The organism is Nocardioides sp. GCM10030259 (assembly GCF_042666375.1).
Classification (GTDB): Bacteria; Actinomycetota; Actinomycetes; order Propionibacteriales; family Nocardioidaceae; genus Nocardioides.
The window spans coordinates 142,115-155,773 of record NZ_JBHTDF010000005.1; the positions used below are offsets into that span (position 1 = coordinate 142,115).

The 13,659-nt window shown below is 69.6% G+C and carries 17 protein-coding genes; 8 read left to right on the plus strand and 9 right to left on the minus strand.

The annotated features are described in order from the left end of the window. Nucleotides 1-4: 4 nt before the first annotated feature. Nucleotides 5-766, plus strand: coding sequence for a sugar phosphate isomerase/epimerase family protein (locus ACFQQI_RS05170; RefSeq protein ID WP_378558916.1), 762 nt, complete (start codon nucleotides 5-7; stop codon nucleotides 764-766). Nucleotides 767-794: 28 nt separating this feature from the next. Here the strand turns inward: ACFQQI_RS05170 and ACFQQI_RS05175 are convergent, their stop codons facing one another. From ACFQQI_RS05175 to ACFQQI_RS05205, 7 genes are all read right to left on the minus strand, one after another. After that, nucleotides 795-3,383: a right-handed parallel beta-helix repeat-containing protein gene (locus ACFQQI_RS05175; RefSeq protein ID WP_378558919.1), complete on the minus strand. Its 2,589-nt coding sequence runs from the start codon at nucleotides 3,381-3,383 to the stop codon at nucleotides 795-797. A gap of 174 nt (nucleotides 3,384-3,557) precedes the next feature. Then, entirely contained in the window at nucleotides 3,558-4,064 is a 507-nt protein-coding gene (locus ACFQQI_RS05180; protein ID WP_378558922.1) for a hypothetical protein, read from the minus strand. A 197-nt stretch (nucleotides 4,065-4,261) separates the two neighbouring features. Then, nucleotides 4,262-4,984 carry a fumarylacetoacetate hydrolase family protein gene (locus tag ACFQQI_RS05185; RefSeq protein ID WP_378558924.1) on the minus strand — a complete coding sequence of 241 codons (723 nt, stop codon included), beginning with the start codon at nucleotides 4,982-4,984 and terminating at the stop codon, nucleotides 4,262-4,264. Continuing rightward, nucleotides 4,968-5,720 (minus strand): ABC transporter permease, encoded by a 753-nt coding sequence (locus tag ACFQQI_RS05190; protein WP_378558927.1) that lies wholly within the window; start codon nucleotides 5,718-5,720, stop codon nucleotides 4,968-4,970. Before ACFQQI_RS05190 ends, ACFQQI_RS05185 begins: the two co-directional genes overlap by 17 nt. Nucleotide 5,721: 1 nt before the next feature. After that, a complete protein-coding gene (locus ACFQQI_RS05195; RefSeq protein WP_378558930.1) occupies nucleotides 5,722-6,504 on the minus strand; it encodes an ABC transporter ATP-binding protein in 783 nt (260 codons plus the stop codon). A gap of 26 nt (nucleotides 6,505-6,530) precedes the next feature. Next, on the minus strand, nucleotides 6,531-7,352 hold the full coding sequence (locus ACFQQI_RS05200) for an ABC transporter permease (RefSeq protein ID WP_378558932.1): 822 nt from the start codon (nucleotides 7,350-7,352) through the stop codon (nucleotides 6,531-6,533). Nucleotides 7,353-7,355: 3 nt separating this feature from the next. After that, a complete protein-coding gene (locus ACFQQI_RS05205) occupies nucleotides 7,356-8,372 on the minus strand; it encodes an ABC transporter substrate-binding protein (RefSeq protein WP_378558935.1) in 1,017 nt (338 codons plus the stop codon). A 109-nt stretch (nucleotides 8,373-8,481) separates the two neighbouring features. Here ACFQQI_RS05205 and ACFQQI_RS05210 point away from each other — a divergent pair, with 109 nt between their 5' ends. Further along, nucleotides 8,482-9,126: a GntR family transcriptional regulator gene (locus ACFQQI_RS05210; RefSeq protein ID WP_378558938.1), complete on the plus strand. Its 645-nt coding sequence runs from the start codon at nucleotides 8,482-8,484 to the stop codon at nucleotides 9,124-9,126. 8 nt (nucleotides 9,127-9,134) lie between these two features. Here ACFQQI_RS05210 and ACFQQI_RS05215 read toward each other — a convergent pair whose 3' ends face one another. Both ACFQQI_RS05215 and ACFQQI_RS05220 read right to left on the minus strand, forming a co-directional pair. Beyond that, nucleotides 9,135-9,629, minus strand: coding sequence for a VOC family protein (locus ACFQQI_RS05215; RefSeq protein ID WP_378558940.1), 495 nt, complete (start codon nucleotides 9,627-9,629; stop codon nucleotides 9,135-9,137). 14 nt (nucleotides 9,630-9,643) lie between these two features. Then, entirely contained in the window at nucleotides 9,644-10,459 is an 816-nt protein-coding gene (locus ACFQQI_RS05220) for a maleylpyruvate isomerase N-terminal domain-containing protein (RefSeq protein ID WP_378558943.1), read from the minus strand. A gap of 98 nt (nucleotides 10,460-10,557) precedes the next feature. Between ACFQQI_RS05220 and ACFQQI_RS05225 the strand changes: the two genes are divergently transcribed. From ACFQQI_RS05225 to ACFQQI_RS05250, 6 genes are all read left to right on the plus strand, one after another. Next, nucleotides 10,558-11,019 (plus strand): MarR family winged helix-turn-helix transcriptional regulator, encoded by a 462-nt coding sequence (locus ACFQQI_RS05225; RefSeq protein ID WP_378558946.1) that lies wholly within the window; start codon nucleotides 10,558-10,560, stop codon nucleotides 11,017-11,019. A 184-nt stretch (nucleotides 11,020-11,203) separates the two neighbouring features. Beyond that, the gene (locus tag ACFQQI_RS05230) at nucleotides 11,204-11,686 is read left to right on the plus strand and encodes a MaoC family dehydratase (protein ID WP_378558949.1); all 483 of its coding nucleotides are present in this window, start codon (nucleotides 11,204-11,206) and stop codon (nucleotides 11,684-11,686) included. A 101-nt stretch (nucleotides 11,687-11,787) separates the two neighbouring features. Next, complete coding sequence (locus ACFQQI_RS05235) at nucleotides 11,788-12,204, plus strand: hypothetical protein (RefSeq protein ID WP_378558952.1); 417 nt, start codon at nucleotides 11,788-11,790, stop codon at nucleotides 12,202-12,204. An 81-nt stretch (nucleotides 12,205-12,285) separates the two neighbouring features. Further along, a complete protein-coding gene (locus ACFQQI_RS05240; protein WP_378558955.1) occupies nucleotides 12,286-12,492 on the plus strand; it encodes a helix-turn-helix domain-containing protein in 207 nt (68 codons plus the stop codon). 145 nt (nucleotides 12,493-12,637) lie between these two features. Then, complete coding sequence (locus ACFQQI_RS05245; protein ID WP_378558957.1) at nucleotides 12,638-13,021, plus strand: VOC family protein; 384 nt, start codon at nucleotides 12,638-12,640, stop codon at nucleotides 13,019-13,021. A 136-nt stretch (nucleotides 13,022-13,157) separates the two neighbouring features. Next, entirely contained in the window at nucleotides 13,158-13,520 is a 363-nt protein-coding gene (locus ACFQQI_RS05250; protein ID WP_378558960.1) for a DUF4345 domain-containing protein, read from the plus strand. Nucleotides 13,521-13,659 lie beyond the last annotated feature (139 nt).

Consider the following 13,659-nt stretch of genomic DNA (forward strand, 5'->3'; position numbering starts at 1 on the left):
CGCGATGACTCTCCTGCGCGCCGGCCTCTGCTCGGTGACGCTGCGCTCGGCATCCGTCCGCCGGGTCGTGACGCTCGCGGCCGAGGCCGACCTCGCCTGCATCGAGTGGGGCGCCGACGTGCACGCCCCGCCAGGGGGTGCAGCGGACCTCGAGGACGTCGCCGCCCTCACCCGAGGCGCGGGACTGGCGGTCGCCTCCTACGGCACCTACTGGCGGGCGACCGCGGACCAGGACGGTCGGGCGCTGCTGCCGGCCGCCCGGGAGCTCGGGTGTCGTCGGCTTCGCGTCTGGGCCGGCACCACCGGGTCTGCCGGAGCCGCCCCGGAGGAGCGTGCCGCGGTCGTACATCGGGTGCAGGCCCTGGCCGACCTCGCCGCCGCGCACGGTCTGGAGCTGGCGTTCGAGCACCACGACCGGACCCTCGCGGACACCGTCCCCGCCACGCTCGAGCTGCTCGCCGCGGTCGACCGGCCCAACGTCGGCACGTACTGGCAACCACGGGTCGGGGAGGCGACGGACGTCGCACTGGCAGGCCTGGCCCAGCTGCTGCCCCAGGTGCGGGCCGTGCACGTCTTCTCCTGGTGGCCCGGGATCACGCGGCTGCGGCTCGCGGAGCGGGCGGACCTCTGGACCGGCGCCATCGAGCTGCTCGCGTCGACCGGTCGACCGGTCGACCTGCTGCTGGAGTTCCTCCCCGACGACGACGAGCAGCTGCTCGCGGACGAGGCAGGGCGCCTGCGCGAGTGGATCGCGCAGGCGCCCTGACCGAGTCCGCGGGGCGTGGTCTCGCGCATCAGTCCGCGGCGGGGCCTCCCGGGAGGCCGATGCCGTCGCGGGTGACCAGGCGGTTCCACGTGGCGATCCAGTCCTGGCCGAACTCCTCGGCCACCTCGCCCCGGTACGAGAACTTCAGCGTCGCCAGGTCGAGCCCGGCGGCGTCCACAGACGCCGGCTTGCTGAGGTTCGTGTTGATCCGATCGCTCCACCGCTCGAGGCGGTAGCTCGCGGCGGGGTTGGCGAAGGAGCTCTCGCTGGGGCGGTACTCGCCCCCACCGATGATCACCGACCGATCGAGCACGTTGCGGGCAGGCACGTAGAGCGAGTCGGGGTCCTCCCAGACCGTCGCTCGGCTGCACCCGTTGGTGGCTTCGGTCGCGTAGTCCGCGGACTGGCAGTCCGCGCCCGTGCTCGTCACCCGCGGGACGTACCAGTCGTCGATCTCCGGGAACAGCATCTTGGTGCCGTCGGAGTACCTGGTCCTGCCGTCGGTGTAGTGGCGGTGCCACCGGGCGACGTTCTCGGGCGTGCTGCTGTACTTCTCGCCCTCGCGGACGTCGAGGAACTCGTTGTACCGGCTCTGCACCACCCAGCCGTTCGAGACCGGGAGCTTGGCCTCGCCGTTGCGGTGGTAGAGCTGGTCGTGCCCGGTCTGGTCCACGTCGATGAAGACGTTGTCGGTCGCCTTGTTGCTGTGACCGGACTGGAAGAACAGCCCGGAGTGCGCATCCTTCACGACGTTGTGGTGGAAGCGCATCCCAGAGACGCCGTCGTCCATGTAGAACGCGTCGTTGCTGCCGCCGATCTTCTCGAACAGGTTGTACGCCACCTCGTTGCCCAGGTAGGTGTAGTCACGTCCCGTGTAGACGACGCCCTGGTCCCCGGCGTTCTTCACGAGGTCGTAGAAGTGGTTCTGGTTGACCTTCATGTCGTTGCCCATGATCTGCACGGCCATGTGCGGCGCATCGTGGACATAGTTGCGCTCGAAGGTGTTGCCGACGCCGTACAGGTAGCCGGCCGGGGTGTACGTCGCGAGCTTCGAGAACCGGGTGATCTCGTTGTTCCGCGCCACGTTGTTGCCGCGCTCCAGCGTCTTGCGGTCCCCTCCCCCGAGCAGCACGCCACCGCCACCGAGGTCGTGGAGGTAGGAGTTCTGCACGACGTTGTCGTGGCCGCCTCGGACCGTCTCGTAGTCGGGCAGCGCGGTGATGGACTCGGTGGTCTCACCGATCCGGACGGCGTCCATGCTGACGTTGGAGATCTCCAGGCCGTCGATCAGCGTGTCCTCGGCGTCGCGCAGCTGGACGCCGCTGACGAGAGAGTCCGAGAGCGAGAGTCCGCGCAGCGTCACGCCCTTCGTGCCCTCGAGCACGAAGAGGTTCTGGTCGAACGCCCGCAGCGTGACCTGCTTGCCCTCGACGGTGCCACCCGCTGGCTTGAAGTAGACGACGTCGTTCCCGTCGTAGCGATCGATGTAGTACTCGCCCTCGGCGTCCATCTCCGAGAGGATGTTGATCGCCTTGACCTTCGTGTAGTCGTTGCGTGGCCAGTACATCGACGGGTACTTCGCCCACATCGTCGTACCGCTCCAGGACAGCAGGCGGACCATGTCGTTGGCGTAGTTGTTGCCGAGGTAGCCGGACAGCCAGGCCTCGGTCTCGTAGCGGCTGTTGTCGATGTCCTCGACGAACTGCGGGTCGGCCTGGACGGCGATGTTCCCGTACTCGCCGAATCCGCGGGTGCCCCAGTCCTTGATCGTCGGCACCGCCTCGGGCGCCCACTTCTGGTAGCGGTTGCCCTCGAGCAGCCGGCCGCCGACGTCGTAGCGCGGCGGAGTCATCCTGCGCATCTCGTCCTGGGACCAGGTGTTGCGGTCCTCGGGGCTCGGGAGCATCTGCTTCTTGTCCTCGAACTGTGCGCGGGGCGTGGTGCCGCTGACGGCCCAGGCGGGCTCCGGACCGAAGCGGTCCCGCAGGTCGGGCATGATCAGGTCGTTCTGGGCCGGCACGTCCCACTTGCCACCGTCGCCGTAGAGGTAGCAACCCGGGGTCTCCTCGGCGCAGTCGGTGCCGTTGGGGAACTCCGCCAGGGTCTGGGTGGATCCGTCGACGACCAGCTCGGGGGCGAAGGGCTGTGGCAGCCAGTTGAAGCCGTTCTTGTACAGCGTCCCGGGGTCGATGCCTGCGGCTCCGAGGTCGTACACCCAGACGCCCTCCCTGAGAGCCGGCGTGTCCAGTCGAGTGCTGGAGGAGAACGCGGGCGAGGCGAGCTCGTCGGCAGTCAGGTCCCCGAGCCGCTTCCAGCCCTCGGCGGCGAGCTCGTGCGCACCGGTGATGCGCACCTCCTCGCCCCGGTAGGCGGCGTAGGTGACCCAGGAGTGCTCTGACCCGGTCAGGTCGATGGAGTCGTCGAGCACGTACTCACCGCCCCGGATCCACACCGTGCCCGGCCGCTGCGCACTCGTACGGCCGGCCAGCGCGTCGCGCGCGGCCTCGATCGTGCGCAGGGGCGCGGCTCGAGTGCCGGCGGCGGCGTCGTCGCCGTCGGGCGCGACGAAGACGACGACGTCGGCCGCCGCCGCCGCGGGCGACCCTGCGGTCGCCACACCTCCGCCGGAACCGATCGTCACCAGCGACGCAGCGGCAACTGCCGCGGCGACCGCCCTCAGAGGACGTCGAACGTTCATCCGCAACTCCCGATTAGTGATACGTATGATGTTCGCGATTGTGGCGTACGTCGCACCGGGGCACAACCCTCGGCCGGAGAACCGGCTGACGGGCTACCGGCCGCCGAGCTCCCTGCCCGCGGCGACGAGGCCGGCCGTCCAGCCGGGTGCGCGGCCGTGCGCGGGTGGGTGAATGGGATCGGTGTCGTGGCCCGACCGGGCGAGCAGCCAGGCGATCAGCGAGTTGGAGTTCCACATGTCCCCGGTGCGGAGCTCGTCGCGGCCCCAGGTGGCTGTCGGGAAGGCAGGGGCCAGTCCCAGGATCCGTGCTGCCTGGACGGGATCGGTGCCGATGCGCCGGGGACTGTCGACGGCCTCGGCGATGTCGGGGATGGCGCCGCCGGGCCAGCACCGGACCTCGTAGCGGAACAGCCTCGAGCGCCCGAGGCACCGGAGACCGACCGGCCCCTCGCCCACCACTCCGCGGCCCGGCGTACTCGTGCTCCACACGGGAGCCATCTCGATGGCGTACCGCTTCGCGTCGAGGCCGACCTCGAGCGCTGCGTGGTAGAGGTCGCAACGCTCCCGGTGCTGGGCCCGCGCCGCGATCCACTCGAACACGCGCCCGTTCGTGCGCACGCAGTGCGTGTTGTCGCCGGCGCCGAGCGGCAGCCAGTAGAGCTCGACGCTGGCGTACGCCGCGGGGACCTGCTGTCGGTCGGCACGGTCACCACCTCCCGGGACCAGTGACGCCCGGGACGGAGCACGCCGGTAGGTGCGAAGGTCCCCGGGATCGCCCCGAGCATCGGCACGGGGGCTCAGGCCGGCCGGTAGTCCACCGTCAGGTCGCCGATGCCGTCGATGTGGCCGTGCAGCCGGTCGCCGGGCTGCACCGCGCCGACGCCGGCCGGGGTGCCGGTCATCAGCAGGTCACCGGCCCGCAGCGCCACCAGGGTGCTGAGATAGGCGAGCGACTCGGGCACCGACCAGATCTGCTGGGCGAGGTCGCCCTGCTGCCGTCGATCGCCGTTGACGTCGAGCCAGATCGCACCCGCGGCGGGGTGGCCGATCTCGGCCGCCGGCCGCAGCGCGCTGCAGGGCGCGGACTCGTCGAACCCCTTCGCCATGTCCCAGGGGCGCCCGGCCTTCTTGGCGACGGCCTGGATGTCGCGGCGGGTCATGTCGAGGCCGACCGCATAGCCGTGCACCAGCTCGAGGGCCCGGTCGACGGGCACGTCGCGTCCACCCGCGCCGAGCGCGACGACGAGCTCGATCTCGTGGTGGAGGTCCTCCGTGGCGACCGGGAAGTCGAGCTCGCTCCCGTCGGGCACGACCGCGTTGGGCGGCTTGGAGAAGAAGAACGGCGGCTCGCGGTCGGGGTCGTGGCCCATCTCGACGGCGTGCTCGGCGTAGTTGCGGCCGATGCAGAAGACCCGCCCCACCGGGAACACCTGGTCGCTCCCGTCCACCCGGAGGACCGTGCGGGGCTCGGGTCGTACGGCGTACCGCTCCTGCTGGTCTGAGTCAGCGACTGGAGGCATAGAAGGACACCTTCCTCTCGAAGTGGGCCACGACCTCGGACGCGGCGAACGCCAATCCGAACAGCACGATCAGCAACGACCAGAACTCGGGCATCAGGAAGTTCCGCGAGTACAGCTCGAACAGGTAGCCGACGCCGACCACGGCGATCAGCAGCTGCCCGATGACGACACCCTTGATCCCACGGATGATGCCCAGGCGGATGCCGGCGAGCAGCTCGGGCAGGGCGGCGCGCAGGACGATCTTGGTGAACATGACGCGCTTGGTCGCGCCGAACGAGCGACCCATCTCGACCAGGGACGGGTTGACCCGCTCGACGCCGACCTGGGTGTCGAGCGCGATCACCCACACCGAGAAGAGGAACACGGTCACGACCATGGTCGGCAGCCCGAAGCCGAGCAGCGCCATCAGCGCCGGGACGACCGCCGTGAGCGGGGAGCTCTCGAAGATGTTGACCCACATGCCCATCACCGACCCGACCACCCTGCTCGTGCCCATCAGGATGCCGACCGAGATCCCGATGACGAACGACAGGGCCATCCCGATGAGGAAGGCCTGCATCGTGATCGTGATGGCCTCCACGAAGGTGGCGGAGCCCATCACCTCTCCCATCACGCCGATGACCTCACTCAGGGGCGGGAGCAGGGAGATCAGCCCCAGCTGGCCGACGATCTCCCAGAGGACGCACCACACCAGGAGCGAGAAGATCATGGGGACGCGGTGTCCGCGGAAGGTCATGTCACTCCTCCAGGTAGCCCTCGAGCTCGCGCCAGATGCGCTCGACCTCGTCGAGGTAGGCGCTGCTGCGGCGCACCGAGTCGGACCCGGCCGAGTGGTCGAGACCCGGGCGGATGACCTTGGAGAGCCGGGACGGTCCGCGGGTCAGGATCACGATCTGGTCGGAGACGTAGACCGCCTCCTCGATCGAGTGGGTGACGAAGACGACCGTCTTGTCCTCCTCGCCGAGGAGGTCGAGCAGGTCCTCCTGGAACTTGCGGCGGATCTGCTCGTCGACGGATGCGAACGGCTCGTCCATCAGCAGGATGTCGGCGTCGACGGCCAGCGCCCGGGCGAGCCCGACCCGCTGCCGCATGCCACCGGAGAGCTGGTGGGGGTAGGCGTCCTCCTGGCCGGCCAGGCCGACCTTGGCGACGTACTCGCGGGCCGTGCGTTCGCGCTCGGCCTTGGGTACGCCGCGCAGCTCGAGGCCGAAGGCGGCGTTGCGCAGCACCGTCGCCCACGGCATCAGCGCGAAGTCCTGGAAGACCACGGCCCGGTCGGGACCCGGCCCGGTGACCGGTGTCCCGTCCACCTCCACGTGGCCGGCCGTGGGCTCGACGAGCCCGGCGATGATCTTCAGGGTCGTGGTCTTGCCGCAGCCGCTGGGGCCAATGATGCTGGTCAGCTCGCCGCGCGGGATGTCGAAGGAGACCCCGCCGATGGCGCGCTTCTCCCCGAAGTCCTTGACCAGGTCGACGACCCGGACGGCGGGGTCGGCCGACGTCGGCTGGTGGTCGGTCACGGTCACTCGTTCCGTCAGTGGTCTGGTCACTGTGGCCTCATCTCGGGGCGGAACAGGCGGAGCTCCAGGCGTTGGAGCAGGCTGATGCTGACGCTGGCGAAGATGATGATCGAGAGGATCGCCGCGAACATCCGGGGGTAGTCGGCCACCGAGCGGTAGTAGGTGATCAGGTCACCGACTCCGGTCGGCGTGATGATCAGCTCGGCGAGGATCGCGCCGGTGAAGCCCTGGGCGAGGCCCAGGCGGAGCCCGGCGAAGATCAGGCCGCTCGCGGCCGGGATCACGATCTTCCAGATCCGCTGGTGCGTGCTCGCCATGAACGCGCTGCTCATCTCCATCAGGTTGGCGGGGGTGTTGGCGATCCCCCGGTAGGAGTTGAGGACGATCACCGGGGCGCTGAGCAGGACCACGGCGAAGACCTTGGCGGTGAACCCGATGCCGTAGACGAAGGTGATCAGCGGGATGATCGCCGCGGACGGCGACGCCTGGAGCACGATGAACAGCGGCAGGCCGAACCACTCCGCACGTGGGTACAGCCCCATCAGCAGGCCGGCGAGGATGCCGCCGGCCGCGGCGAGCCCGACACCCACGAGCAGGGGTCCGAGCGTCTCGGCGTACGCCTCCGCGAAGGTACCGTCGCGGATCATCGAGACGAACGCGCTCAGGGTCTCGCTGCAGGTGGGGAAGGCGATGCTGACCGGGACGCGGCCGGCCCACTCCCACAGGCCGAGCACGAACAGGATCGACGCGGTCCGCAGCACCCACGGCTGGGTCGCGCGGCTGGCGACCCTGCGGGTGGGCGTCGCCCTGGGCGCGCTGGACAGGCGCACGGGTGCGTCGACGGCCACCGGCTACTCCTCGACCGCGTCGAGCGCGGCCTGCATGGGTTCGAGCGTCCAGAAGTCCTCGACCTGCAGGCTCGCGGGGTCGCCGGTGAGCTGGCCCGCGGCGGCGTAGAACTCGAAGTCGTCCTGGGCCGCGGCCTCGCCGCCGCAGTCCTGGGTGAAGAGACCCTCCTCGACGCCCTGCTCGTAGTACGGGAGCAGCTCCTCCTCGAGCTCGGCCGGCAGGTCCTCCAGGAGGCCCAGCCGCTCGCGCTCGTCGACGATGAACTGCGGGTCCTCGCTCATCGACTGCCAGACCGTGAGCACCTGCTCCAGGAGCACCTGCACCGTGTCGGAGTTGGCCTCGAGCCACTCGGTGTTGGCGAAGAGCACCTCGTCGCTGGCATCGGTCTCCGGAGTCTCGAGCACGTGGAAGGTGTCGGGCGACTCGCTCATCACGTAGTTGGTGGCGGGGATGTCGAGGACGGCGGCCTTGACGTTGCCGCGCAGCAGCGCGGTGGCGCGTACCTCGGCGCCGGGCACGAAGCTGATCTCGCCGAACTCGATGCCCTCCTCCTCCTCGACGATCTTCGCGAGCGCCTCGGTGGTCGACCCGCGGGAGTGGACCGTGAAGGTCTCGCCGTCGAGCGACTGCCAGTCGGGGTACGCCGCCTTGTCGACGACCGGGAAGAAGCGTGCGCCCGAGAGCTGGCAGAAGATCCGCAGCGGCGCCCCGGACCCCTGGATCAGGGCGTACGGCGCACCCAGCCCGACGTCCGCCTGGCCGCCGACGACCGCCTGGTTGGCGAGGTCCTCGTCGGCGAGCTCGGTGAGCTCGACGTCGATGCCCTCCTCCTTCACCCGCTCGAGGGCCACGAACAGGGCGAGCGTCTCGACCGACTCGATGTCGCCGAGCGCGACCCGGAGGGTGCCCTCGCCGGCGCCCTCGGCGGCACCACCGCCGTCGCCACCACACCCGCTGACGGCCAGCGCCGTCATCCCGGCCGCGACCGCCGCAGCCGCCCGAAGCCTCCTGGTCCTCATGTCCTGGCCTCCGCTCCGGTCGCGACGACTCGCCGCTGTGTGTGGTGCGCGTCACAGAACAATATCAGATATGATCTGCCTGTCCAGACCCTTTGGAAAGGGATCTCCCATGGCCGACCTGAAGTCGCGGTCCATCTACCAGGCGCTGCGCGAGCGCATCCTGGCCAACGACATCGAGCCCGGGGCCCGCCTGGTCCTGCGCGAGATCGGCCACCACTACTCGGCCAGCGACATCCCCGTGCGCGAGGCGCTGCGGATGCTCGAGCGCGACGGGCTGGTCGAGACCATCCCCTACGCGGGCGCCCGGGTCACGTCGTTGACGGCCAAGGAGGTCGACGAGACCTACTTCATCCGCTCCCACCTCGAGAGCATCGCCACCGGCCTGGCCGCGGAGCGGATCACCGACCTCGAGCTCGAGGAGCTCGAGGCACTGATGACCAAGATGGATGACGCGGTGGCGGCGCAGGACGGCCCGGGGTTCTCCGACCTCAACCAGGCCTTCCACCGCACGATCATCGGCTGCTGCGGCAACGACATGCTCCGCGACCTCACCATGGACATCTGGCAGCGCCACTCCGGCTTCCAGCGGGTGTTCCGCAAGGTGCCCGAGCGGCTGGCGACCTCCCAGGAGGAGCACCGCGGGATCATGGCCGCGCTGCGTCGGCACGACACCGAGGAGGCGGCCCGGCTCGCGCTCCTGCACAAGCGCTCGGTGCGCGACGCCGTGAGCACCCTCGTCGAACCCGGGGAGTGACGACCGGACTACAGCACCGTCGCGCCGTACATCTCGCCGAGCGGGTCGGCGAGCAGCTCGAGCCGAGCGCCGTCGGGGTCGCGGAAGTAGATCGACACCTCGCTCTCCAGCTGGTGCTCGACGCCGGCGGCCTCGAGCTTGCCGCGCAGGTGCTCCCACCTCTCGGGGGTCACCGAGATGGCCAGGTGGTGGAGCCCGCCGAGGACCTCGGCGTACGGACCGAGGTCGAGGCCGGGCAGGTCGAAGAACGCCAGCAGGTTCCCGTTCCCGATGTCGAAGAAGAAGTGGGTCGAGCCCGGGTAGTCCCGGTTCTCGATCATCTCGGTGAGCGGGAACTCCAGGAGGCCCTGGTAGAACTCGACCGTCCGTCGGACGTCGGAGCTGATCAGCGCGAAGTGGTGCAGCCCCCGCGCGCTGCTGGGCGGTCGGACGCCCCGGTCGACCAGGAGGTCTCGCTTGATCTGGTCGCGCTCCGCCGCGAGGGCGGCCAGGTCCATGGACATCGGCGATCCCTCGCTCAGATCCGGAAGAAGCCGTTGAGGAACGCGTGCCCCAGCTCGCGGTCCCCGTGGACGGTGCCGGCGTTCGTCCGGCCGTACGCCGTGAGCACGAAGCTCGCCGGGTCGAACTCGATCACCGTCGGCACGTCGGCGATGCTGTCCTCGCTCGTGGTGAGCCCGTCGGGACCGACCGCGACGTGCGTGTCGCCGGCGTTCTCCCCCGAGGTGATCCGGACGCCGAGCTCCATCGGCTCGGTGTCGGGCCCGACCTTGGCGGTCGCGGTCCAGAGCACGAAGCAGAGCGGCACGAGCAGGTCGGCCGAGCGACCCTCCAGCGCGTGCGGGTGTCCGCTCCCCTCGCGGATGTCCCAGCTGTGCACCGCGTAGTCGACCAGCTGGAACACCGGGTAGAAGAACGCCGGCAGCGGGCCCATGTACTTGTGCGGGACCAGGCTCCCCCAGTCCTCCTCGGTGAGCGCATCCTCGATCGCGAGCATCCTGTCCAGCGCCGCCCGCAGCCGCTCCAGGGCGGCCTCGCGGTCGAGCGACCGGAGCTCCTGGGCACCTCGGTCCACGTGCACGGCCATGTCGACCAATGGCACCAACGGCGGCGGGTCGCCCTTGCCGGCAGCGGCGTCGAACCCGACGAAGTAGGTCTCGGTCGTGTCGATCAGGTGGCCGAACACGTCGCGCACCTGCCAGTGCCCCGCTCCGGTCGGCGCCATCCACGTCTCCGGGTCCTCGGCGAGCGCGAACATCCCGGCCGACTCCCGGCGTACCGCGTCGAGCAGGTTGGCCTTGCTCTCGTAGCTCATGAAGTTCCAGGCGCCCATGTCGTCCTCCGGAGCCCGACTGGTTGTTGTGACAACTACATTCCTCGGCCAGTCCGGTGTCAACAGTCGCGACGGCCCGACTTCCTAGACTCGCGCACGTGAGCAGCGACGAGCACTGGCTGGGAGCCGACGAGCAGCGAGCCTGGCGCGCCTGGCTCGATGCGCACGCCCACCTCTCCTCCCGGCTCAACCGCGAGCTCCAGGCCAGCGCGGGCCTCTCGCTCTCCGACTACGACGTCCTCGTGCACCTCACCGACGTCCCGAAGGCCCGGCTCCGCGCTTTCGAGCTGGGCGAGGGACTGCAGTGGGAGAAGAGCCGGGTCTCCCGGCAGGTCGCCCGGATGGCGGCCCGCGGACTGGTCGCCAAGGAGGCCAGCCCCGAGGACGGCCGCGGGGCGTACGTCGTCCTCACCCCGGCCGGCCGGCGAGCGATCGAGGAGGCGGCTCCCGCGCACGTCGACCTGGTCCGGCGGCTCGTGTTCGACGGCCTGTCGGCGAACCAGGTGCGCACGCTCGCGAAGGTGGCGCTCTCCGTCCTGCGCCGCCTGGACGAGGACTGACCGACCCCGGCAGCGCCTGGCGTCGGCGCGGGATGCGGGCCAAGAAGGACACGGTCGAAGCGCCGCCTGCCGGACGCACCACACTGCCGAGAATCGGGTATCTCGGTTCTCCGTCGGAAGCGATCGCCCCTCGATTCACCAGAGTTTTGAGGACGTGAGGGACCTCTCCCGGGAGTTGGTAGCTGTGGCCGAGCCGCAGGGCAGGGTTCAGATCAACGGGACCGAGGACGCGCTGCGCCTGGTGGGCAGGGCGCTCGGGCCGTCGGACTGGGTCGAAGTCACCCAGGAGAACGTCGACTCGTTCAGCAGGTCCGTCCAGGACTGGCACTGGGCGCACAACGATCCCGAGCGTGCCGCGCGTGGGCTGTTCGGAACCACCATCGCGCACGCCCACATGACTCTCGGAGCACTCCCGCACCTGCGTGAGTCGCTTCTGAGCGTCACCGACGGCCAACTCATGTTCTACGGCTACAACCGGGTCCGATTTCCGAGTCCGGTGCCGGTGGGTGCCCGGATCCGGATGCACGTCGTCGTGGCGGCCGTCGAGCCCATCGAGCTCGGCGAACAGCTCACCCTCGACATACGCATCGAGATCGAAGGCCAGGAGCGGCCGGGATGCGTCGCCCAATCCGTCTGGCGCCATTACTACGTGGACACACCCGAGTAGCCCGCGTCCTGGCGGCGCGTCCTTCCGTCGCCTGCCGGGGCACGCTCTTGCCGGCGCGATTGCGCCTTGTTGCGGCCCGACGGCGGGTCTACCGTCGAATGATGAGGTACGCGCTTGCCGCCGTACCGGTGCACGCATTGGTCGTCATCGCCCTGTGCACCTTGTGGTTGGGCGCGCTGGTTGGCGGCGCGCTCTACCAGCGAGAGATCGGACAGTTCATCAATCGGGTGCGGCGTGGCCTGGTCGCCGCCCCTGAGCAGCCGAGGGGCCTACCGATCGAGCGAATCGCTCGCAACGCCCGCCGCCTCCACGGTGAGTTGGCCGCGCTTCCCCCCGGGACGCCGATGGCCCGCCGCCTCGGGCTGGCCATGGCCTATGACGACCTGTTGGTCGATGCTTGCCTGGCTCTGCAGGTCCCGGACACCCTGAGCGGGATGGCCCCGGGTCCAGCGCGCGAGCTCGAGCGGCTGCACGTGGAACACGAGCTGGAGGAAGTCGGTCTGCGACTGAGTCCCTAGGTTGTCAGGTCGAACGGTCGAGACGCGAGACGATGGATCTGCGACGATCCAACATTTGCGTGTCAGCATATGCTGACAGGCATGAAGACATCGGCAGATGCGCACGACGGCGACGGCGGGGTCGTGGCGGAGTTGGTGGCCGTCGCGGAGACCAAGCGGGAGCTGGCTCGGCGTGAGGAGGTCGCGGTTCGACGAGCCCGCCACCAGGGTCTGAGCTGGGCCGAGATCGGAACCTTGCTCGGTGTCACCCGGCAAACCATGCACCGCAAGTACCGCAAGGTGGGCTGACGTCTGCGTTCGGCGAGTGTGTCATCGCCCCGCCTGTTCTCTGCCGACGCTTGAATCACACCACTGACGCGTCGAGAGGGCAGTTCGGGTGCAGACTGGCATGACTGGCGCGCGAGCCAGGACCAGCACTCCCGGGAGGAACCTGATGAGTGTCGAGCTGAACCACACGATCGTGCACGTGAGGAACAGATGGGACGCGGCCCGCGACGTCGGCCAGGTACTGGGCTTGCCGGAGGCAACGGCCTACGGACCGTTCGCCGAGCTCAAGCTCCACAACGCGGTCAGCCTGGACTTCATGGACACCGACGGCGAGATCCACGGTCAGCACTACGCCTTCCTCGTCGGGGAAGAAGAGTTCGACCTCATCCTCGGTCGCTTGCAGGACGACGGTCGGCCGTGGTGGGCCGACCCGTTCAAGAGACACCCGAACGAGGTGAACCACGAGGACGGAGGTCGTGGGCTCTACTGGGAAGGCCCCGACGGGCACTGGCTGGAGATCATCACCCGTCCCTATGGGAGCGGCGGCTGAGACCGCTACGCATCACGACCCGGCAGCGAGCCGCGACGTCGGTCATTCCGCGGCGAGCCGGGCGCAGCGGTCTTTTGGGTAGGCCTCGCCGTCTGACCGCTTGCGTTCCGTTGACAGCCCGTGATGACCATGGACCATGTCGACACTGACCGTCCTCGGACGCATCACGGGTTGGACCTGCATCGGCATCGGCGCCATGCAGATCGTCAGTGGGGTCAGGTTCGAACCCGGGATCGACGGCAACGCGACCGTCGACTCCCATCTGCGGTTCATGGGCGCGATCTTTGCCGGCTACGGCCACCAGTGGCTGCAGGCGTCATCCGGCGACGAGGCCGACCTGACCCGCATGCGACTGCTTGCCGGTTGCCTGGCGGTCGGTGGAGCTGCCCGACTGGGCACCCGCGTGACGCTCGGGCGCCCACATCGCTTCCACGACCTGCTCACGGCCACCGAGCTCGCAGCGCCGGTGATCGTCGAGGTCGTCGCACGGCGCTCGTAGCCTCGTCGTCCGGCGCCGGGTCAGCTCTGGGACGCGTCCCCTCCGAGTCGATGGACCCCACCCGGCGCAGCCCGTCTGCTGTCCCACCCTGCTGCACCGCCCAGGGCGACCCATTCCGCCGCTTGCCGGCGTCATCGAG

What these genes read in the sequence shown, in the direction of transcription:
- ACFQQI_RS05170 (WP_378558916.1), top strand. Translation starts at nt 5, where the DNA reads ATGACTCTCCTGCGCGCCGGCCTCTGCTCGGTGACGCTGCGCTCGGCA.
- ACFQQI_RS05185 (WP_378558924.1), bottom strand. Translation starts at nt 4,984, where the DNA reads ATGCCTCCAGTCGCTGACTCAGACCAGCAGGAGCGGTACGCCGTACGA.
- ACFQQI_RS05190 (WP_378558927.1), bottom strand. Translation starts at nt 5,720, where the DNA reads ATGACCTTCCGCGGACACCGCGTCCCCATGATCTTCTCGCTCCTGGTG.
- ACFQQI_RS05205 (WP_378558935.1), bottom strand. Translation starts at nt 8,372, where the DNA reads ATGAGGACCAGGAGGCTTCGGGCGGCTGCGGCGGTCGCGGCCGGGATG.
- ACFQQI_RS05210 (WP_378558938.1), top strand. Translation starts at nt 8,482, where the DNA reads ATGGCCGACCTGAAGTCGCGGTCCATCTACCAGGCGCTGCGCGAGCGC.
- ACFQQI_RS05215 (WP_378558940.1), bottom strand. Translation starts at nt 9,629, where the DNA reads ATGTCCATGGACCTGGCCGCCCTCGCGGCGGAGCGCGACCAGATCAAG.
- ACFQQI_RS05220 (WP_378558943.1), bottom strand. Translation starts at nt 10,459, where the DNA reads ATGGGCGCCTGGAACTTCATGAGCTACGAGAGCAAGGCCAACCTGCTC.
- ACFQQI_RS05235 (WP_378558952.1), top strand. Translation starts at nt 11,788, where the DNA reads ATGAGGTACGCGCTTGCCGCCGTACCGGTGCACGCATTGGTCGTCATC.
- ACFQQI_RS05240 (WP_378558955.1), top strand. Translation starts at nt 12,286, where the DNA reads ATGAAGACATCGGCAGATGCGCACGACGGCGACGGCGGGGTCGTGGCG.
- ACFQQI_RS05245 (WP_378558957.1), top strand. Translation starts at nt 12,638, where the DNA reads ATGAGTGTCGAGCTGAACCACACGATCGTGCACGTGAGGAACAGATGG.
- ACFQQI_RS05250 (WP_378558960.1), top strand. Translation starts at nt 13,158, where the DNA reads ATGTCGACACTGACCGTCCTCGGACGCATCACGGGTTGGACCTGCATC.